Annotated in this window: 16 protein-coding genes; 3 read left to right on the forward strand and 13 right to left on the reverse strand. The window is 65.6% G+C overall.

Annotation, left to right across the window (positions count from 1 at the left end; genetic code table 11):
* Nucleotides 1–15: 15 nt before the first annotated feature.
* A complete protein-coding gene (locus tag B7R93_RS01965) occupies nucleotides 16–384 on the reverse strand; it encodes a HesB/IscA family protein (RefSeq protein WP_103019149.1) in 369 nt (122 codons plus the stop codon).
* Nucleotides 385–688: 304 nt separating this feature from the next.
* Between B7R93_RS01965 and B7R93_RS01970 the strand changes: the two genes are divergently transcribed.
* The gene (locus tag B7R93_RS01970) at nucleotides 689–1306 is read left to right on the forward strand and encodes a DUF6992 family protein (RefSeq protein WP_232797912.1); all 618 of its coding nucleotides are present in this window, start codon (nucleotides 689–691) and stop codon (nucleotides 1304–1306) included.
* A gap of 6 nt (nucleotides 1307–1312) precedes the next feature.
* Here B7R93_RS01970 and B7R93_RS01975 read toward each other — a convergent pair whose 3' ends face one another.
* Both B7R93_RS01975 and B7R93_RS01980 read right to left on the reverse strand, forming a co-directional pair.
* Complete coding sequence (locus B7R93_RS01975) at nucleotides 1313–3733, reverse strand: prolyl oligopeptidase family serine peptidase (RefSeq protein WP_103019150.1); 2421 nt, start codon at nucleotides 3731–3733, stop codon at nucleotides 1313–1315.
* 474 nt (nucleotides 3734–4207) lie between these two features.
* Nucleotides 4208–4681: a nucleoside deaminase gene (locus B7R93_RS01980; protein ID WP_157942152.1), complete on the reverse strand. Its 474-nt coding sequence runs from the start codon at nucleotides 4679–4681 to the stop codon at nucleotides 4208–4210.
* A gap of 240 nt (nucleotides 4682–4921) precedes the next feature.
* Between B7R93_RS01980 and B7R93_RS01985 the strand changes: the two genes are divergently transcribed.
* Both B7R93_RS01985 and B7R93_RS15630 read left to right on the forward strand, forming a co-directional pair.
* On the forward strand, nucleotides 4922–5872 hold the full coding sequence (locus tag B7R93_RS01985; RefSeq protein WP_232797913.1) for a pyridoxal phosphate-dependent aminotransferase: 951 nt from the start codon (nucleotides 4922–4924) through the stop codon (nucleotides 5870–5872).
* Between the two features lie 18 nt (nucleotides 5873–5890).
* Nucleotides 5891–6115 (forward strand): hypothetical protein, encoded by a 225-nt coding sequence (locus B7R93_RS15630; protein ID WP_232797914.1) that lies wholly within the window; start codon nucleotides 5891–5893, stop codon nucleotides 6113–6115.
* 41 nt (nucleotides 6116–6156) lie between these two features.
* Here B7R93_RS15630 and B7R93_RS01990 read toward each other — a convergent pair whose 3' ends face one another.
* The 10 genes from B7R93_RS01990 to pyrR form a co-directional block, all read right to left on the reverse strand.
* Nucleotides 6157–6972: a nucleotidyltransferase family protein gene (locus B7R93_RS01990; protein ID WP_103019151.1), complete on the reverse strand. Its 816-nt coding sequence runs from the start codon at nucleotides 6970–6972 to the stop codon at nucleotides 6157–6159.
* Nucleotides 6973–7007: 35 nt separating this feature from the next.
* A complete protein-coding gene (locus tag B7R93_RS01995) occupies nucleotides 7008–8009 on the reverse strand; it encodes a 3'(2'),5'-bisphosphate nucleotidase (RefSeq protein WP_103019152.1) in 1002 nt (333 codons plus the stop codon).
* A gap of 42 nt (nucleotides 8010–8051) precedes the next feature.
* Nucleotides 8052–8522 (reverse strand): type I restriction enzyme HsdR N-terminal domain-containing protein, encoded by a 471-nt coding sequence (locus tag B7R93_RS02000; protein WP_103019153.1) that lies wholly within the window; start codon nucleotides 8520–8522, stop codon nucleotides 8052–8054.
* Nucleotides 8523–8569: 47 nt separating this feature from the next.
* The gene (locus B7R93_RS02005; protein ID WP_103019154.1) at nucleotides 8570–9736 is read right to left on the reverse strand and encodes a lipocalin-like domain-containing protein; all 1167 of its coding nucleotides are present in this window, start codon (nucleotides 9734–9736) and stop codon (nucleotides 8570–8572) included.
* Nucleotides 9737–9851: 115 nt separating this feature from the next.
* Nucleotides 9852–12395, reverse strand: a complete 2544-nt coding sequence (locus B7R93_RS02010; protein WP_103019155.1) for an ABC transporter permease — start codon at nucleotides 12393–12395, stop codon at nucleotides 9852–9854.
* Nucleotides 12396–12454: 59 nt separating this feature from the next.
* Nucleotides 12455–13192, reverse strand: coding sequence for an ABC transporter ATP-binding protein (locus tag B7R93_RS02015; RefSeq protein WP_232797915.1), 738 nt, complete (start codon nucleotides 13190–13192; stop codon nucleotides 12455–12457).
* A gap of 450 nt (nucleotides 13193–13642) precedes the next feature.
* Nucleotides 13643–15082 (reverse strand): DUF5723 family protein, encoded by a 1440-nt coding sequence (locus B7R93_RS02020; protein ID WP_103019156.1) that lies wholly within the window; start codon nucleotides 15080–15082, stop codon nucleotides 13643–13645.
* A gap of 63 nt (nucleotides 15083–15145) precedes the next feature.
* Complete coding sequence (locus tag B7R93_RS02025; protein ID WP_198598554.1) at nucleotides 15146–17122, reverse strand: hypothetical protein; 1977 nt, start codon at nucleotides 17120–17122, stop codon at nucleotides 15146–15148.
* Between the two features lie 1194 nt (nucleotides 17123–18316).
* The gene (locus B7R93_RS02030) at nucleotides 18317–19285 is read right to left on the reverse strand and encodes an aspartate carbamoyltransferase catalytic subunit (protein WP_103019157.1); all 969 of its coding nucleotides are present in this window, start codon (nucleotides 19283–19285) and stop codon (nucleotides 18317–18319) included.
* A 76-nt stretch (nucleotides 19286–19361) separates the two neighbouring features.
* Complete coding sequence (gene pyrR / locus B7R93_RS02035; protein WP_103019158.1) at nucleotides 19362–19961, reverse strand: bifunctional pyr operon transcriptional regulator/uracil phosphoribosyltransferase PyrR; 600 nt, start codon at nucleotides 19959–19961, stop codon at nucleotides 19362–19364.
* Nucleotides 19962–20089 lie beyond the last annotated feature (128 nt).

Consider the following 20089-nt stretch of genomic DNA (forward strand, 5'->3'; position numbering starts at 1 on the left):
GCAGAAGACGGACGGCTAGGCCGCAAAACTAGCGCCGCAGCCACACGTCTCGGTCGCATTTGGGTTCTCAAAAGTGAACCCTCGTGCGTCAAGCCCATCATGGTAGTTGATGACCGTTCCCATGAGATAGAGCCCGTGCCGCTTGTCCATGTAGACGGTAATGCCGTCAAGGTCGAACACTTTGTCTTTTTCCCGCTCTTTGTCAAACCCGAGCACGTAACTCATGCCCGAACAGCCCCCGCCTTTGACGCCCACGCGAAGCCCGTATCCATCCGGAATGTTTTTCTTGTTGATGATCTTCCGGATCTCGCGTGCCGCGTTCGGGCTGATCTGGATGGGTGTATCCTGGGCAGAATCGTTCTCGGGAGCGGCAGTCTTGGGCATAGAGGGAAGGGCCGATAGGTGATTCTGTAGACGCCTCGCGATGGACGTCCGCAAACGGTGGGGGCGTCTCCCTGTTCCGGTCCCTAGGGCCGCGATGGGGCACCACAAGGCCACAGAAGCCCTCTTAGGAAGCCCTCCTAGCGGATGCTGAAGACCTAAATTGACGGATTCGTGAAACGTGATTCGCGGCTACGAACCGTTGGTCCCTGCAGCCAGTCCACTCGAAAGCCCCATGTCCTGCTGACTTTCCTCACCTCCGGTGGCCCTCATCGACATCACATCTCCGACTCCGCGCTCTACGCTCGTGATTGCATTGATCTCCGTGGTGTTCGCGGGGACCTTTGGATTAGGGGCACGGGGCCAGTCGGCCGGTCCTCTTCCTGACTCCCTGGCCCAGGTCCAATCGGCGCAGTTGAGCGACGCGAAGAACGCGCACCTGTGGCGGGTCGGGGCGTGGGGCGGCGTAAATGCACTCGGAGGATTCGTTCTCGTCTGGGCATCGTCCCGTTCGGCCCAGTCGACGCGGTGGCACTTCGGGGCCATGTCGGTGGGGTGGGGCCTGGTCAACACGGGCATCGCGGCGGGAGGGCTCCTGACGTCCGGGACTCCACCGGTAGAGGTCGGTCCTCTGTGGGCTGCGGAGCGACAATTCCACGATGTACTGCTATTCAATCTCGGCCTGAACGTCGCGTACTCGGCCGTCGGCGCCACCATGCTGGGGGCAAGCCACTACGGCGTTGGCAACACAGGCCGGTGGCGCGGCTTTGGCACGTCCCTCATTCTGCAGGGCGCCGGGCTGCTCGTGCTGGACGGCATCGCGTTCTGGGCGTCGCGCAGCCGCCTCTCATCGCTCCTCGATGCGGGCGTGCAACTGTCCGTGCACCCTGCGCCGGCGAGGCTGGCCCTCACGCTTCAGTTCTGACACGTTTCAGTTCTGAGTCCGTGCCGGGCCCACGCTCGTCTGGATAAGCTCAAAAATGCGGCGGTACTCATCCGTCCAGCTCGTCGGCTCCACGAAGCCGTGGCCCTCCACTGGATACATTGCCAGCTCCCAGTCGTCCTTGCCGAGCTCGATGAGGCGCTGCGTGAGCCGGAAGATGTCTTGCGGCTGCACGTTCGTGTCCACGAGGCCGTGGGGCATGAGCAGTGGGTCCTCCAGGCCCTCCGCGTGGTAGATGGGAGAAGAGCGGGCGTAGGCCAGAGAGTCGGTCTGCGGGGTATTCAGGATGTTGGACGTGTAGACGTCGTTGTAGTGGGCCCAGTCGGTCACCGAGCGGAGGGCCGCCCCGCCGCCGAAGTGATCCGGCGCAGTAAAGAGGGCCATGAGCGTCATGAAGCCGCCGTAGGAGCCCCCGTAGATGAAGCGGCGCTCGGCGGGAATGTCGTAGGTCGCGCCTACCCACTCGGCGGCGTCCACGTAGTCTTGGAGGTCGCGCCCCCCCATGTGTCGGTAGATGGCCGTGCGCCAGTCGCGCCCGTAGCCGGCCGACCCGCGGTAGTCCACGTCCACGACTGTGTAGCCGAGGTCTGCGAGCATGTTGTGGAACATATACTCCCGGAAGTACGGCGGGAAGTCCTTGATCACGTTTTGCAGGTAGCCGGCGCCGTGGACGAAGAAAACGGCCGCGCCGTTCGGGGTGTCGGGCCGGAAGACGTGGGCGGGGACCTCGGCCCCGTCCGACGCCTCGAAGCGCCTAACCTCCGGCATGCGCCAGTCGTACGCCGCCCACTCGTCGGTGGGAGACTCTGTGATGCGCGTCCGCTCAGAATCGGCCGAGGCGTCCCCCAGGTAGAGGTCAGCGGGTTGGTTGGTCGTGGAGTAGAGCGTGGCGAGCCGCTCCCCATCGGGACTCAGGGCCGCGTCGTGGGTGCCCGCCATCTGGGTGAGGCGCGTGATGTCTCCTCCCTCGGCGGGCATCTGCTCCGCGTGCTGCTGGTGGGGAGAGTGCCGGTTGGTGGTCAAAAACCACGCCGAGCCGTCCCGCGAGAGGCGGGCGTCGAGCACCTCGAAGTTGCCGCTCGTAAGCTGCGTGGTCGCGCCCGTTTCCACGTTGACGATGTAGAGGTGGCTGTAGCCGGTGGCCTCGCTCTGGAAGTAGAAGTGCTCCCCGTCGGGCATCCACCCTACGTTTCCGGGCCCGCCGTACGCGCTGATGCCGGGCCCCCCGATCCAGGCCGCGTCGTGCTGACGGTCGAGCACCGTGAGGTCCCCCGTCTCGGGGTCGAGGCGCGCGATCCATCGGTCCTTGTTGTTGTCCGCCCGCACCACGAGGACACCGTGCTCCCCGTCGTCGCTCCAGTAGGGCCCGTAGCTGTAAAGGGCCCGCTGGGCCTCGCTGGAATCAAGCTCCACGCCCTGCTCCTGCCGGAACTCCGGCACGTCGTAGGCGCCGGGGAGCTGATGCAGATTGACCTCAATCGTGGTGTCTCGTGCCAGGTCCTGCACGTGTAGCGCAAAATCGCCGGGCGGAATGCCGACCTTGGGCCGGGCCGGCTGCACGTCGGCGTGGCCTGACTGGGTGACGTAATCGATGACCTGTGTGGGATCGGCGGCATCCGGCTGAGACTGCTGCGCGATCGTCACGAACCGCTCGGTCGGGTCCATGCGCAGGTCCCGCACCTCGGCGTCGCCGGTGTAGTGTGTGGAGGGCGGATCGTCGGCCCTACGGTCCCGCTCCCGCATCTCCTCGGCCCGCTCGTTCTCTTCGTTCTGCTGCCGGAGCGTTTCGAAGAGCTCCAGCTGCTGCTGCTCAAGGAATTCCTCACGGGGTGTGGGGTCGCTCTCTCGAGGCTCGCGCCCGGACTGCACGTCGGTCAGCTGCCGAAGCTGTCCGGTACGGAGGTGGACGGCAAACAGGTTGTTGGCCCGCTCGAACAGAATGCGCTCCCCGCCAGGAGCAAACCGCGGATCGCTTTCGCGAACCGGTGTGTCGGTCAGGCGGGTCTGCTCGTCGCTGGTCCGGTCGTAGAGGTACAGGTCGCCGTCGACGGCATACACTTTTCGGGAGAAGTCGTCGGTGTAGACGTGCTCGCCGTGATGCCAGCCGTCGAACGTCGGGGGATGTGAGCGCCGCTCTTCAGGGGACACCTTCTGGGGGGCTCCGCCGCCGCGCGACACCTTGTAGAGGGAGTCACTGGGGAAGTCGCCCTCGGGGTTCCAGTCGAAGTAGAGCGCCTTGCCACTCTCGTGCCAGCGGGCATTGGTCGGCCAGTCGCCGATCCACGTCTCGGGCTCCTGCATGATCTGCTCGACCGTGAGCGCGGAGGTGCGCTCGGCGGGTTGGCCCTGTACGGACAGGGGAGAGAGAAGGACGAGGAGGGGGACAAGAAAAGCAGTGAAGCGGGACATGCGGGAAAGGAGTGGTACAAAAGCTGAACTGGTTCGAACTTATGGGCTGCGCCACCCAATGTCGATCCCGTCGGCAGGTCCACTCTTCACCCGGGTGGGGGCCCGCTCCAGAGCTTTGTGTGGAGATGAGCTACGTCAGCGACGGCGCCGCTTGGGCGCTCAAGATCGAGGTCTCCTTGGACTAGGGCCTTCACCGCCCGGCCCGGCTTCACTGCAGGGGGCCGGACACGAGTCTCATCCAGCACACTGGCCTCGTCCAGCCAGTGGGCTGATCGACGCCGGGGGACGCGGCGTGTGAGGTGGAAAGGGATGTCTCAGGATCGGCACGGCTCCATCGCGGCTGACTGCGCGCGCTGTCACCACGTCAGGCCGTCTCATGCTGATGTCCTTGGGGGAACGAATGTCCCAACGGGACAAGTGAGGAGGAAAGGCCAGGAGCATGGGGGGCATTTGTGGGCGCAGGAGAGGGGTGAGTCAGTAGGTCACCCGGTCGTCGTAATTGAGCCAGGCCTCGAAGGGGCGTGTGCCCGTTTCCGGGAGGCGCTGCTCCATCGGAATCTGCCGGTCGGTGGGCGGCCGCGCCATCTCTTCGTAGATGTGGTGGTCGTCAAAGCCGGCCTCGGCGGCGTCTTCTTGGGTGGCGGCGTAGTAGACCCGATCGAGCCGGGCCCAGTACGCGGCGCCCAAACACATGGGGCACGGCTCACAGGTGGAATAAAGCGTACAGCCCGTCAGTTCAAAGTCGCCCAGCGCATCGCAGGCCCGCCGGATGGCCGTCACCTCGGCGTGGGCCGTCGGGTCGTTGAGCGTGGTGACGACGTTTGTCCCCCGCCCGATGACCTCCTGGTCCCGGACGATGAGGGCCGCGAATGGGCCGCCCTGCCCGGCGGTCACGTTCTGGACCGCCATGTCGACGGCCTCACGCAGAAATGACGTGGGAGAAGGCATGGCGAAGCCGGGTTGGATGGAGAAAGGTCGAGCACGAAGGCCGGGAATGCGGGGCCGAGGCACTCAGCCAAAGCGCCTCCATCATTCGGGCGCCACGACGACGGGTTCCGGGGCCAACTCAACTTAAAGCCCGGGAGCCCGGCCTGGGGCCTTCGTCTGTTTATGGACGGCATTTGCATCCCGCGACGGAGAGCATTTTTTTAGCGGGTCCGTCAGTGCCTCTACTGTGGCGCTTTTCCCATGGATCCTGCTGCGCCTCCGTCTTTCGCTGCCCGTGCCGACGACCTGCAACAGAGCAACATTCGCTCCGTCACCCGTCGGGTGAACGAGGTGGATGGCATCAACCTGGGCCAGGGCGTCTGTGACCTCCCGACGCCCGAGCCGATCAAGGCTCGCGCCCACCAGGCCCTCCGCGACGACGCGTCGATTTACTCCCACTACGCCGGCATTGAGCCCCTTCGGCGCGCCATTCTTAAGAAAGAGCAGGCCCACAACGAGGTCCCCGCCCCCTCGCCGGAGGACGTGGTCGTGGGCGTCGGGTCGACCGGCGTGTTCGTCTCGGCGGCGTTCACGCTCTTGGAAGACGGCGACGAAGTGATTCTCTTCGAGCCGTTTTACGGATACCACCGCAACATTTTGGAGCTTACCGGGGCGACGATCCGGTACGTTCCGCTCGGCGGCCCCGAATCGATGTTCGACCGGGCGGCGATGGAGGCGGCCGTGACCGAGAACACAAAGGCCGTCGTCGTGAACACGCCCGCTAATCCGAGCGGCAAGGTGTGGACGCGCGAGGAGCTATCCACGCTCGTGGACCTGCTTCACGATCACGACCTCGTGGCGATTACGGATGAGATCTACGAATACATGCTCGACGACGGGACGGAGCACGTCTCGCTCGCGAGCCTGCCGGACGCCTACGAGCGCACGATCACCCTCTCGGGCTTTTCCAAGGCATACAACGTGACGGGGTGGCGCCTCGGTTACGGGGTGGCGCCCGCCCCCATCGCCGAAAAGATGGGACTGATGAACGACCTGCTCTACATCTGCGCGCCCCGTCCCCTCCAGCACGCGGCCCTGGCGGCGTTCGAGGACCTGGACGACGAGTACGTGGCCCAGCTTCAGGCGGACTACGCGGAGCGCCGGACGCTCATGTGCGAGACGCTCGAGGCCATCGGGTTCGACGTGCCGTAGCCGGACGGGGCCTACTACGTGCTTGCGGGATTTGACGAGCTCTCCGACACGCGGGCCGGATTTGCGGACGATGCGGCGGCCTGCGACACCCTCCTCCAAGAGGCCCACATTGGGACCGTCACTGGGGGGGCCTTTTACCGTCGTCCTGCGGACGGCAAGAGACAACTGCGATTCTGCTTCGCGAAAGAAATGCCGGTCCTGCGGCAGGCGTGTGACCAGCTTCGCGACGCATTTGCGGACTGAGGGGCCAGGATTGCAATCCGCCGCGCACCACGAGTCTTCGGTCACGAAGCGTGGTCGGCGAGAGACGCTCGCACGGTGTCCGGGCCGAGCACGTGCCGCGGTTCGTTGCGAAGGAGGCGCCGTGCCCGCTTCAGGTCGTCGGGCGTGTTGCAGTGGAGGCGCAGGTTGGCCGTCCTCGGAAGGCGGTGGGCCCGCACGGAGTGCGTCCGGGCCAGCCGATCGAGAAAGCCCCCAAGCGTGTCGGGCGGTCCGCCGTCGTTGAGGTAGGCGGGAACGGCCCTCAGCCCCTCGGCACTCAGCAGGAGCCAGGAGGGGCAAATGCAGGGGGAGGAGGCGCCGGTCGGGTCGTCGAGCACCTCGGTTACGGTGGCCCCGTCGAGCCGAAGGACGCTGCTGTGGGCGCGCCGCGCAGGGTCGGGCTCATGGAGCGCGAGGACGTCGTTCGTGGTGCCCTCGTAGGCATTCAAAATCGGGGCGAGCGGGAACCGGTACAGGCTATCGCCCCCGCTCACCAGTGCGCCGTCGGGTGAAGCGCCAACTTCGTCCAGCAGGAACTTCAGGTCGCCGACGCTCCCGAGCTGGTCGTCGGGAGACTCCACGCCATCGTTGTGAAGGTGCAGCTCGATGCCCGCGGCCGCCAAGTCTGCCCGGTGCGCGGCGGCCCACTGGCGGAAAATGGGGGCATTCCGATGATTGACGGCGACGTGGATGTCTGTGAGGGCCGACCCGGCGGTGAGTTCGTTCAGAAGGTAGTCGAGAAGCGGGCGGCCCGCCACCTCCACCAGCGACTTCGGGGTGTCCGTCGTCAAGGGCCGCATCCGGGTGCCGAAACCTGCGCACAGGAGAAAGGCGTGCATGGGCGAAACGAGCGGTGAATCGGAAGAGAGGGGGCTCACGCCTGGGCGGCGTCCAGGGCCGCAATCACTTCGTCGTGGAGGGGTCCATTGGTGGCGACGACGCCCGTGTTTGCCGCCAACAACCGACCATGGGTAAAGTCGAGGGGACGGCCGTGCATGTCGGTCACGGTGCCCCCGGCGGCCTCCACGGTCAGCATCCCGGCCGCGTGGTCCCAGATGCGCTCGGTGTAGTCGGGGCTGTCCGGGCGCGGGAGGCGCAGGTAGATTTCCGCCTCGCCCCGTGCCACGACGGCGTACTTCGCCTGACTGTCGATCCGGATGGAGTCGGCGGTGATGCCGAGGCGCTCGCCGGCCTTTGCGGCAAGGCTGTGAGAGCTGTGCGACGAGACGAACGACTCGCAGAACCGGCTCTCCGACGGCTCGGTCGTGTCGCTGGTGTGGATTGGGGTGGGCACCGCGTCGGTGTCCGGCGTGAGCAGGGTCTGCACGGTGCCCTCGCCCCGCACGGCCAACAACGCTTGTCCTCGCGACTCCGGCGGCTCCGCGTCGAGGGCGTGGGGAAGGTGTGGGCAGCACAGGGCCGCCACCTGAGGCTGGCCGTCGACAATGAGGGCGAGCGCAATGGCGTACTGGTCGCCCCGCACGAAGCCTTTGGTGCCGTCGATCGGGTCGAGCGTCCAGAAGCGGTCGCTGTATTCGTCGGCCGTGCCGTGGTCGATCCAGTCGAACACCGTTTCGGGGTCGGCCCCAGGGTGGTGGGACTGAACCTCTTCGAGAAGGCGGCTCCGGACGTTTGCATGCGCGTCAGTGCGGAGGGCCGAGCTGTCTTCCTCACCGATGACGGGATCGTCGGGGAAGGCCGTCTGCAGGGCCTGGCAGATGACGGCCTGGCTGCCAAAGTCCGCCACAGTCACGGGCGTACGGTCGTCCTTTTCGAGCACGTCCCCCTCGAGGTCGTCCCGGACGGACTGGCACAAGTCGGCGGCGGTCTGGACAGCGTGGAAGGCGACGGTGCGTTCGCGGTCGTAGTCGGGCATGCGTCGGAAAAGCGGGACGGGTGAGGGAGCGAGGGGCGAGGTCTATGAGCGGCCCTCCGTGTCGAGAAGGGCGTCGTAGGGAGGAAGGTCGTCGAGAAAGGCGTAGCTCTGGTCGTCGAAGTCGATGGCGCAGGCGTAGTGGGTCTGGCCGTTGGTCACCACGAGGTACGGGGCCTGCAGGACGATGTTGTACCGGGCGCACTGGTCGAAGGCGTCCTGGGTGAGCGACACGCGCGGGGCCTTGCATTCGACGAGGAGGAGCGGGTCGCCCTGCCGGTCGTGCACGATCACGTCGGCGCGGCGCGGCTGGCCCTGGAACTGGAACGCGGCCTCAACGGCGACGAGGCCCGCAGGCACGCCGAGCTCCTGAGTCAGGTACTGCACAAAGTGCTGACGCACCCACTCCTCGGGCGTCAGGCGGACATACCGGTCCCGGAGCGGGTCGTATATGGTCTGGGCGTCGTCACGCGTCCGGGTCCGAAACTCGTACGTGGGCAAATTCAGTGCGTCCACCGCCGGTGTGGGCCGGTTCCAAAGAACGATCGGGAAGACCTGTGTGGTTACGAGACTGGGGAGCCAGGGCTGTCCCCGTATCCGGTCATCTCCACGTATCCGCGGCCGGTGGCAGAGCCCTCGACCTCAACAAATCCTTCCCAGTAGCGGACGGACACATCCAGCTCCTGGTTCGGGAAGAGGGGCGTGACCCGCAGGTCGATGTCCGCGTCGGGCACGCGCAGGGTCCAGTCCACCGGATAGGTGTGCGTGCCGTCCGGGCTCGTCCAGGTGTCGAGCACCTCCACGGAGACATCTGAGCGATCCAGAGGCTGGGTCGACCCATCGGGCCCGACGATCACGCCCTCGCTGAAGCGGCTGGGGGTGCCGTCCGTGCGGCGGAGCTGGTAGTACATGAGGTCGCGTCCGTCGTCCAGCTGGAGCGAGAACCAGTCCCAGCCCTCCTGGTCGGGGCCCAGGGCCGAGGTGCTCCACTCCCGGTCCATCCAGCTGTCGCCAGTGACCGACAGCGTGTCGCCCGACAGGACGAGGGTTCCCTCGGTGGCCAAGCGCGTGTAGGAGTAATAGTACGACGCATTGCCGCGCCCCGGTCCTTTTTGGCTCAGCCCCTGGTCCCCCTGCAGCACGCGTGGCTTTGTGGGGCGGAGGGACAGGTCCACGCCAACCCCTTCTTGCTGGGCCTGCAGTCGGAGCGGAAAGGCCGACGAGTCCGGTCCGGTCATGGACCAGTCGTCGAGCCACACCCGGAACGGGGTCGCCTGCGCCCCGGCGAGCCCGGCGCCGCCCCGCTGGAACCGTTCGAAGGCGTGAAATTTTTCGTCGGCGCCGTTCGTCACGGCAAAGTGCGCCAGGTACAACTGGTTTGTGCGCCAGCCGGAGGGGGACTCGGGCGCTTCGTCCGGTGGGGTCAGGCCGGTCCGAAAGATCGTGAGTTCGTAGCCGTAGGGGTGGGCGTCCGGGCCGCTCAGCGTGCCGGTCGCGTACCACCACTCCGTCTTGTAGCCGGGATGCGGGCCGTGGTCCGCCGGAAACGAAAACGGACGGGGGGCCGTGGCGCGCCGGTAGCCGGTGGTGTCCCCGGCCATCGCCTCCGACACGGAGACGGACGTTTGGAGCGTGGCCTCGCCGGACGACGCGGTGAGCCAGTAGGCGCCCAGGCCGAGGAGGGCGACCAGTCCAATCAGGCCGGTAAGCAACACCCGAGAACGTGACATGAGAGACGAATCTATTGAGAGCGTGAACCCCTATGGCGAGGCCGCGAGGGTGAGTTGGAAAGCATGGTTCCTGCCGAAGAGCACCGCGATAGCGCCCCCGGCTCGCCCGACCGGTTCACTCATCCTGCAACGCAAGCGCGGGGCTGGACCGCGCCATTCGCCACGTTGGATACAGGCCCGCCAGGAACGCCGCCACCACGGCCAGCACGAGCGACTGGACCAGAACATCGCCCGGGACGGTGAGCTGGAGGGTCCACCCGAAGGAGCGCTTGTTGATGACGAAGACCAGCACGTACGCCAGCACGTAGCCGAGTGGGAGGGACAGAATTCCCGCGATCGCCCCCATCAGGCTCGACTGCAGGGTGAGGTAGCCGCCCACCTGGGGCGGCGTCATCCCGGTGGCCCGCAGCACGCCCATCTCTCGCCGCCGTTCCAGGGCCAGGGCCATGAGGGCCGTCAGCACGCCGATGAACGCCACCGCAATCGCGAGCAGCCGCAGCACCGTCGTGATGGTGAACGTGCGGTCGAAGACGCGCATCGACGTCTCGCGCAGGGCCCGGTTCGACCGGATGAGCACGTCCTGCAGGCCTGCCACCGAGGCGCGCATGTCTGCGATGAGCGCATCGACGGAGGTGGTGTCGGCGGCCGCAAACGCCAGTCCAGACACGCCGCGGTCGTCGTAGAACTGCTCGTAGGTGGATCGGCTCATGAGGGTCACCCCGAGGTCGGAGCCGTAGTCGTAGTACACCCCCTTCACCGCGAACGGCTGCTGCCCACGGTCCGTCTGGAGGCGGAGCGTGTCGCCCACGCCGACGTCGTAGCGGTAGCTGTACGGTTCGGAGACGAGCACGGACGGCCCCGCCCGGACCGCCGGCCAGGCCGACTCGGGCGTTCCGGCCTTGAGCTGGTAGACGTCGGCGGTCTCGGGGCCGGGCTCCACGGCCACCAGGTCCGTGCGCCCCACATTGGCCTGCACGGTGACCCGGCGGACCGAGTAGGCCCCTTCCACGCCCTTGACGTCCCGCAGGCGACGCGCGACGGCGGAATCAATCGTGGCGGTGGAGCGGCGGAAGACGAGGCTCGGCGGCTGCACGTAGACGTCCGCCTGCAGCGACTGCTCCAGCCAGCTGGTAACGGTGCCGCGGAAGCTGTCGATCATCACGCCCACGCCCACCGTGGAGGCGATTGCGATGGTGAGGGCGGCGATCGCGACGCCGGTGCGGCTGAGGTTCGTCACTACGCCACGGGCCGCCATGCGCCCAATGACGCCGGCCACGCGGCCGAGGAGGGGGCGCACGCCGTTCGACAGGCCCACCACGGCCCACGGGATCATGAACGCCGTGCCGACGAGGACGCAGAACAGCGCCCCGTACCCGGCCCAGATGCTCTGTTCGGTCCCCAGGAGCAGGAGGCTGCCGGCCCCGGCCACGAGGAGGCCCAGCCCGGCCCACCCGGGGGCGCGGCGCCGCAGGGTGCTCTCGCGGGTCGAGCGGCGCAGGACAGTACTCACGGAGGCGGCGGTGGCCTCTTGGGCCGGCGGCAGGGCCGCGGCCAGCGTCGTGCCCATGCCCAAGAGCGCGCCCTTCGCCAGGGTCCAGGTCGAGATCGACAGCTCGCTCACCTCCACCACGAAGTAAAGGTCGTTGATCGTCTGCGCCAGGAGTTGCACCAGGCCGGACGCCAGCACGATGCCGAGCAGGAGCCCGAAGACACTGCCCACCCCGCCCAGCACGGCGGCTTCTCCCAGCACGAGCCGAAACACCTCCCCGCGCGTCACGCCCAGGGCCCGGAGCTGCCCAATGAGGGCGCGGCGCTGGACGACCGAAAACGTCATCGTGTTGTAGATGAGGAACGCCCCCACGATCAGCGCCAGCAGGCTCAACGCCGTCAGGTTCAGGTCGAACGCCTTCGTCATCTGGGCCACGGTCTCCGTCCGGGTGTCCGAGCGCTGCAGTTGGGCCCCGTCCGGGAGCGCTTCGCGAACCCGAGCGAGGTACGCCTCCTGCGCCGACGCGTCGGAGGGGGCCAGCAGGTCGATCCGGCTCAACTGGCCGGACTGGTCGAAGAGCCGCTGGGCGGTCGACACGTCCACGACCAGCAGATTGGCCACCGCACGGCGGGTTCGTTCGTTCTGCGGCGCGATGAGGCCGCTGAGCACCACCGGCTGCGTCGTCCCCTCCACCCCCACGCGCAGGGTGTCGCCGGACGCGAGGCCGAGATCCTCGGCGGTTCGGGCACTCATGAGGGCCGCGTCGTCCGTCATGAACTGTCCCAGGTCCAGGTCACTGCCGGCCCCGGTCCCCAGATAGGGCCGGAAGGGCGCGTCGGCGAGAGGGGCGATCCCAACGACCTGGAACGTGCGGTCGCCTTGTTGAAGGGAGCCGTAGCCCTCCACGACGGGGGCAGAGGGACGAAGGCCGGCCGCTCGGAGGCGTCGGTAGACATCGTCGTCGAGCGTCCCGCCTGCGCCGACGACCTGGTGCGTCGCGGCGCCGGTGACGGTCTCGGCGGACAGCTCGAATGCCCGGCTCGCGCTTGTGTTGGCGAGGTCGATCGCCACCACCACCGCCACCCCGATCGCCACGCCCAGTACCGACAGGCCCATGAGCCATGGGTGACGGGTGAGGTAGCGCCGGCTGGAGCGGTGGAGAAGCGTCATCTACGAGAAGATGGGGTGGAGAAGAGGGGGCGCGAGTGCGGAAAAAGCACGCCACTTTCCTAACGTTCGTCTGCGGCGGAACGGGTCTCCGATCGTATGTACTCGGGCACTTCTTCGTGCAGGGTGCCGCCGTGAAGGTGCAGAACCCGGTCGGCGCGGGGGAGCACCTCCGGGTCGTGGGTGGCCACGAGGAGGGTGGTGTCAGTGTCCGTCACGAGGTCGCTGAGAAGGGTGAGCACCGCCTGACCGGTGTCATAATCCAGGTTGCCCGTTGGCTCGTCGGCGAGGACGAGGAGGGGCTCATGGGCCAGGGCCCGGGCGACGGCCACCCGTTGCTGCTCGCCCCCCGAAAGGCGGTCCGGAAACTGGTCGGCACGGTCGGCCAGCCCGACCCGGTCGAGCATTGCCTGTCCCCGCTCCCGGTTGGCCCGCGGGGCCGCACCGGCCAGTTCCAAGGGCAATCGCACATTCTCCCCGACCGTCAGGGTCGAGATCAAGTTGAACGACTGAAACACAAATCCCACATGCGATCGCCGAAAGCGAGTGCGTGCCGTTTCGGACTTGCCGGTAAGGTCGGTGTCGCCAATCTGCACGCGGCCGGACGTGGGCTGGTCGATGCCGCTGATGAGGTTCAAAAGGGTGCTTTTCCCCGCCCCGCTCCGCCCCATGAGGACCGAGAAGTCGCCCCGGTTCAGGCGCAACGAGATCTCTTGAAGCACCGTGCGGTCTTGCTCCCCTTCGCGGTAGGTCTTCGTCAGGGCGTCGAGCTGAACGAGGGGCGACGGGGCGTCGGGCATGATGGCAGACGGCTGAGCAGCAGTGAGGACGAGGCTCGGTGGCGAAATTGAAGGCCGCAACCAAAAAGCTCAACGCCGAGGATGGAGGGGGCCGTTCCGAGGTGGGGGGCTCTCTCCAGAATCTTTGCGTCTCACGCCGAAGAAGCGGAACCCAAGTCCCTGGGATCTCGATCCCTCTGCGCGCGGGCTCGACAGGCATCGGGTTGAGCACCGGCTGGGTGCAGACAGGAGGACAGTGGGGCGAGATTTGGGACGGCCCTAAGCGGATCGTGGGGCCTCTCGACGGAGGAAGGAGTTCCCTTTTCACCATCTCCGACCCTGCAATGAAGTACTGGAGATGAGTCTGCTGTGCCCGTTTGGCCGCCGTGCGACTGTCCTTGACGGTTTCGAGTGGCGAGGGAAGATGAGCCGCCTCGCTTCTGGGGCCCACGCGGCGTCAGTCCGCGATTCTCAAAACCGGATCGTCGCCAACGAGAGGCTCACCGCGTAGCGCGCGCCGCTCCCGAGTGTGGAGGTCGAGGGCGTGATGCTCGCTCCCAGATCGAACCGGTAAAACCCGAGATCCAGCCCGAAGCCCCCGGAGAGCGCGACGGCCTGTGTGCCGAAGAAACGAGCACCGGCGCGGAGGGGAAAGGCCCCAAGGTGGAGCGTTCCTCCCACGTGGAGGGCCGCTGGACGTGGCACTGCCCCGGCATTCTCGTTGAGCCCGATCGACGTGCCCCCATTCAGGGTTACGAAGCCCGCGTCCCAAGTACCGTTCAGGTGCAATGTCGTGGGAAGGCCGGTAGCGAACGACGAGCGGTCGCGATTAACGTCCTCGTAGGCGTCATGAGCAAGACTGTCGACCTGATCTTCGATGTATTCTCCCGTTGCTCCGTCGTACTCGTCATCGATCCGATCAGAGTCCAGCGACACGCCTTCAAACCGAAAGATGTCTTTGGAGGGGGTCACCGTCTGGGCCTCTTGGGTCCAGGTGATCCGCCCCAGGTCCGTGATGCTCGCCGATACCAGCAGGCCCGGCCGCACCGTGTAGGTCGCCCCCAGATCGAGGCCGCCACCGATCCCCGCAATCCCGGACGATCCCCCCACGACCTCGTCCACCGGATCGTCGTTGAAGGCGTTGAACGTGTCGAACAGGCCGGTGCTCAACGGGCCCGCCGCACGGGCTGTGTAGTCGAATCGGTGAACCAGGGAGTCGCCACTCACGGTCGCCTGCGAGGTGAGTGCGGCGTCCGCGAAGGCCGTTCCGAAAATGACGCGGGGAGAAACGCCCACCGACAGGGGAGCCGACGAGAACCGGTAACTGAAGGCCCCCGTGACGTCGACGGCAGCGTACGCTCGGCTGCGCCCGTCGACCGGTACGGTTCGGTCTTCGCCCGTCCCCCGGAGCAGTACGTCAAAAATCCCCTTATTGACGGCGGAGGTCTGGAAGGTACGCCCCCGAATGCCGAAGCCGACTGCCCAGGAGGCGTCGCTGGGCCGGTGGGTGATCGACAGCGGGACGACTTCCAGGTACGTGCTTGCCGTTTGCTGATCCCGTCCGAACCAGTCATCGAGGATGGCTTTCTGCTCGTCGCTAGAAAGGGCCTTCTCGTTGTCATAGAAAAGGGGATCAATGTGCTCGAACTGGTAGAAGTCCCCCCCGTGGTAGGCCCCCAGGCGAAACAGTTGAATCTCGAGGGAAGGGGCGTCCGGCCCGACCGTGAGGTTGGCGGGATTGGAGTAGAGAGCGGCCGGGCCCGTGTCGAAACCAGACGTGCCCCCGCCGGTGCTCACCGCCTTCACGCTGCGCATGCCGGACTGGCCGCGGGCGGCTCCGGGCGCCAGGGCCAGAAGGCCAGAGAGAACAAGAGCAAGAGCCGAGCGGAGAGCAAAGGCGTGGCGCGTCATCTTTCCAGCCTGATTTGTCGGGAGAGGGAGGGGCAGTGTAGAGATTGTCAAGGCCTTGAAGGCTTAGTTGCCGGTCTGAATGGAGGCGTCGGCCTTGAGGCGGATGCGGTTGAGGGTTAGTTGGTCGTCGGCCCGGAGGCGGGCGACGGCTGCTGTGCCTCCTCCCGATCCCTTCTGATTCATGTTGAGTACGAGCCGGATCTTGTCGCCGTCGGCCAGCGCTCGCAGGTCCTTCTGCGTGCTCCCGAGGGGGAAGACAAAGGTGCCCGACGACGAACGCGCCGCCGCTCCGTCTTCGTTCTTCGCGGCCGGTTCAATTCGAAAGTCGTTGTTGCCGAAGCCGTCGTTGAACGTCTCAATCGCCGAGCCCGCGGCGTCGACAATGACCATCTTCACATCCGCTCCGAGTGGAAGACCGTTCGTGTAGCTGAACTGGAGCTCCGCCGTCGAAATATTCACGTCTTCCTCCGGGTTGGTCAGGTCGTTGAGGTCGGACAGGTCTGCATCGATGGTATCCCGCACGACGAAACGGTCCTTGATGCGGAGAGGGACGTTGAGCGAAAAGTTCGCGTCCAGCGAGATGGGCTTTCGAGCCTTCAGGCCGCCCCTGTCCGTGTTGATCTCGGCCTGCCCGGCCAGGCGGACCTCCGTCGGAAGTGCGTTGACGAAGTCCGCTACGTTTGAGTTGTCCCCGTCGACCACGAGCGGCGTCCGCACCGTTTCGTCCAGGGACGCATTCTCAAGCCCAACGCCCAGTTTGATCAGCGAGTCATTTGGAAGAGAAGCGCCGTTGTCCGTAAACCCAGCCGAAGAAAAGGGCAGCGAGGACACGTTCCGGTCGGCCCCGCGCGATTCGTTCTGATCTTCTGTCCCGCCAAGAAGGACCTGGCCCGATTCCTGTTTTCCTTGAATCGCCGCGTACAACTGGGCGTCGGTCGACGCGAGATTTACGGTTTCGACCTGGAAGCTCAGGCTTACGTCCGCCAGCTCAAGTCCGTCCACCCGGCCCGTGATGCCCTCAAACCCATCAAAGGCGGCCGTCTGCACCTCGTTGTCGTTGGCAACATTGATGTCTCCGCCGTTTTCATTCGGCGTGACGGCCACTGTGAACGGCTTCGCCGCACCGACGTCAATCTCTTGGACCTCAAAATCGGTGAGTGAGGTCGAGCCTCCGAGAGAGATCTTATCGTCGTCTTTTACCTGCAGATCTGGATTCACTCGGCCGTCAATCTTGAACGCGATCGTCCCTTTTTCGTCGATCTTCGGCTTGTCCGGGTATACTCGTGCGTCTTTTAGGTCGATGCCAAACCCATCACTCAGGTCGTTTATGTCCCGTTGATATTCGCCATTGGGACCGCAGCGGCCGTCTCCGCAGGGGGTTTTGACAAATTCGACGACGAATTGGTCGTTCTTCCCGTACGGCTTGACTCGGATATCGGGATATGTGAACCGTAGGCTGTCGAAAACACCCTTTGTAGAGTTTGGTGAAACCGCGATGTTCGGCACCCCGATCTTCGTGTTTCCGAGCTCTACGTAGTTGTCTTGCGACTTTTCGAAGGCGACTCTGTCGCTCCCAGTTACTGAGACGTCAGCCGTCGCAGATCTCTGTAGTTCTACCTCGAGGTCCCCGATCCGTTGTTTACCCGAAACCGGGACTCCTTCCTCCTTCAGGTCGATGAGCTCTTCTTCAAAGTTCTTCTGGGCAAAGGTGAGGCTGCCGGTGGCGTTTTCCAGGGCGCCGTCCAGATTCCCGATGTCGAAGTTATCGATGTCCTGTACGACCGAGATGTCGTTATTCGCCGATCCCACCTCGAAGAGGGAGTCGAAGTCCGACGACGTGGTGTCAATTAATGGGTCGAATTCACTGTCGGGCCCGCCGAGAAACGTGAAGGTTTTTTCCTGCACGAGTGGTGTGCTGATCTCCGTCTCGGTGTTGAGGGACGGTGAGGTGTCCCCCGTGGGCACGTCGCACCCCACTAGGATCGTGAGGGAAAGTGCGGCGACCGTGGCGGCCCACCAGTTGGCGTGCGAAGCGGACATAGCGCAAACCTGTTTTCGAAAAGGGAAAATGAAGTTTGTCTGGGGGGAAGCGCCGGTGTGGAGGGAACGGGCCGCTTTGCTCCCCGCAGAGCGGAGGATGCGGCCCTCAAGCGTAGTAAATTTTGAAACGCTTGTCTGCGTACATGTCTGGCATTGCGTTGAGGTCAAGAATCGCGCCAGGACGGACACCCGCCCTCGTTCGACGGTCTGTTTGCTTGAGGTCGACGATATTGAGGCCCGATCCGTAGTTTCTTCGCTCCCCGGTCCGCAATCATGCAGCTCAGAGTAGGTCAGGCATGAGGCCACATGCGGTATGCACGCCATAGAAGTTTGGGGCGACGTGGTCGCAGTTGAGGGCAGGTTTTTCGTCTCTCCCCGTCTGGACGACGGGTCCTTCTCGTTCGGGAACGCCTCGGTCGGCTCCAAAAGCCTGTCCGGATGCCCTCGGCAGTGATGACGCGGTCCTCCCACTTGTCCTCACCAGCGGCCATGTTCAACAGAGGGGGGAAAATGGCCTGGCCCGAGTGGAACGAAAAACCATCCGTGAGAGGAATCTGAGGAGTCGTGCCTAACGGTACTCGACACTCGTCCCCGACAGGTTCTGAGACAAAAGGGGCCCCGTGACTCAGAACACCGGTAGGCCTTGGCGCTTCCGACCGTGGCGGAGGCCAACCTCTCAATTCTGGACATTCCTCAGTGATGTGCAGGTGTTGCTGCCCGGCGACGTGGGGGAGTCCGCTCTGTAGGGCGTGCTTGAAGTCCTTTTCTGGATGGACCAGACCGCCGGTACGCTTCAGCTCTCCGGTACAGCGGTGAAACTGTAGGGGACGTTTCGGGAGGGGGACGCGCCGTCGACGCGAGGAAATCCGTTTTCCGGTGACACCACGACAGACGCGAGTTGGGATGGGCCGTTGGTCGTCTCCATCGATCTGGAGGCCAGTCCGGACGTGCGTGGAGATTCCACGGCTTGGCGCTCGATATCACCCCCCTGCAGAGTGAATTTGACGGTGAGGGGGGAGAGTGCGTAGAGCACCAGGCCGCCACGGTCGTTGGGGACATTCAAAAATGTGTGGGCGGCTGCCGGTTCAATTGTGGGCACAGGGGGGCTATGCACGCCGACGCAGGTCAGGGGGGCATCGCGCTCGACGCCTGTCGCTCACGACAGTCTAGTTTGCCCGTTTGGGGACCGTTGGGCTACGCGTCCTCACGACGCGGGGCCAGCAGATAGAGTGCCGCCATCCGGAGGGCGACCCCGTTTGTGACCTGGCTCAGAATGATGGACCGTTCGTGGTCCACGACGGCGTCGGTCAGTTCAATGCCGCGATTGACCGGCCCCGGGTGCATGATCAGAAGATCGGGGTGGCGGCGGAGGTGGTCGGCCGTGATGCCGAACTGGCGGTGGTACTCCCGCGTGCTCGGAAAAAGGCCCGCGTCCTGCCGTTCCATCTGGATGCGGAGGGCCATGGCGATGTCGCATCCGTCCAGTGCCGCGTCGAGGCGGGTCGTCGTGCGCACGTCCATCGCCGCCTCCATCTCGACCGGCAGCATGGTCTCGGGCCCGCAGAGCGTGACGGTGGCCCCGAGCGTGGTGAGGGCCTGCACGTTGGAACGCGCGACGCGGCTGTGGGTGATGTCGCCGATGACGGAAACGCTCAGGTCCTCAAACGAGTCGATGTGCGTCCGCATCGTGAGCACGTCGAGCAGCGCCTGGGTCGGATGGGCGTGGGCCCCGTCGCCGGCGTTCAAAACGACGCTGTCGGTGCAGCGGGCGAGGAAGTGAGGGGCCCCGGGCGAAGGATGCCGGAGCACCACCACGTCCACCTGCATCGCTTCCACGTTGCGGGCCGTGTCCTTGAGCGTCTCGCCCTTCGTGACCGACGAGCTGGACTTCGAGAGGCTCACGGTCTCGGCGGAGAGACGCCCGGCGGCAAGGGTGAACGACAGCTTTGTTCGGGTGGAGGGCTCGAAGAAGAGGCTGGCGACCGAGGTGCCCTGCAGTGTGGGCACCTGTCGGATGGGGCGGTCCAGCACCTCCCGGAACTCCTGGGCGGTGTCGAGCAGGTACCGAATCTCGTCGGCCTCGTAGGTGGAAAGGTCCAAGAGGTGCCGGTGGTGCAGCGCGCCCGGACGGTCCAGGGGGGCAGACGATGTGGGAGCGGCCATAGGAGGGACGAGGGTAGGAGGGACGAGGGAGGGAAGATTCAGAGATCGGACAACTCGGGACGCGAGTGCGCTGCGCTCAGCGACTGTCGTTGGTGGAGCGTTCGGACACGGGGACGTTCACGAGCCACACCCCGTCTTCGTCGTCGACCTCCTCGACACGCACCCGCACTTCTTCGCCGGGCAGGGTGGGCACCTCCCGCCCCACGATGTCCACCGAGATTGGAAGTTCGCGGTGCTGGCGGTCGACAATGGTGAGGAACTGAATGGCGGCGGGGCGGCCCCGGTCCATGAGGGCATCGAGGGCGGCGCGTCCCGTCCGGCCGGTAAACACCACGTCGTCGACGAGGACGAGCTCTCGGTCGGTCACGTCAAACGGGATGCGGGTGGCCTGAATTTCCGGCTTGTCCAGCCGCAGGCGCACGTCGTCCCGGTACATGGTGACGTCGAGGAGGCCGAGCGGCAGCTCCTGTCCCGTCTGGGTATGAATGCGTCGCTGGAGCCGACGGGCAAGGTGCACCCCCCGTGTCTGCATGCCCACGAGGGCAAACGTATCAACGGGCGAGGCGGGCGCCATGGGGTCGAAGCGCTCGATCACCTGTTGGGCCATGCGGTCCAGCGTGCGCCCGAGATCCCGGGCCGTCATGAGTTGGGCTTTGATGCGGTCGTCGGACGGCATGTGGACGGTGGGTAGGATGAGAACAGCAGGACTGCAGCGAAATCGGGACTGTGGCCGGAGGAGCGTTCCGCCACTCCCAAGGAACCGAACAGCAGGCAAACTTTCTAACCGGCCCGGTGCACTCCCGA

This window comes from Salinibacter altiplanensis, from assembly GCF_002894645.1.
Classification (GTDB): Bacteria; Bacteroidota; Rhodothermia; order Rhodothermales; family Salinibacteraceae; genus Salinibacter; species Salinibacter altiplanensis.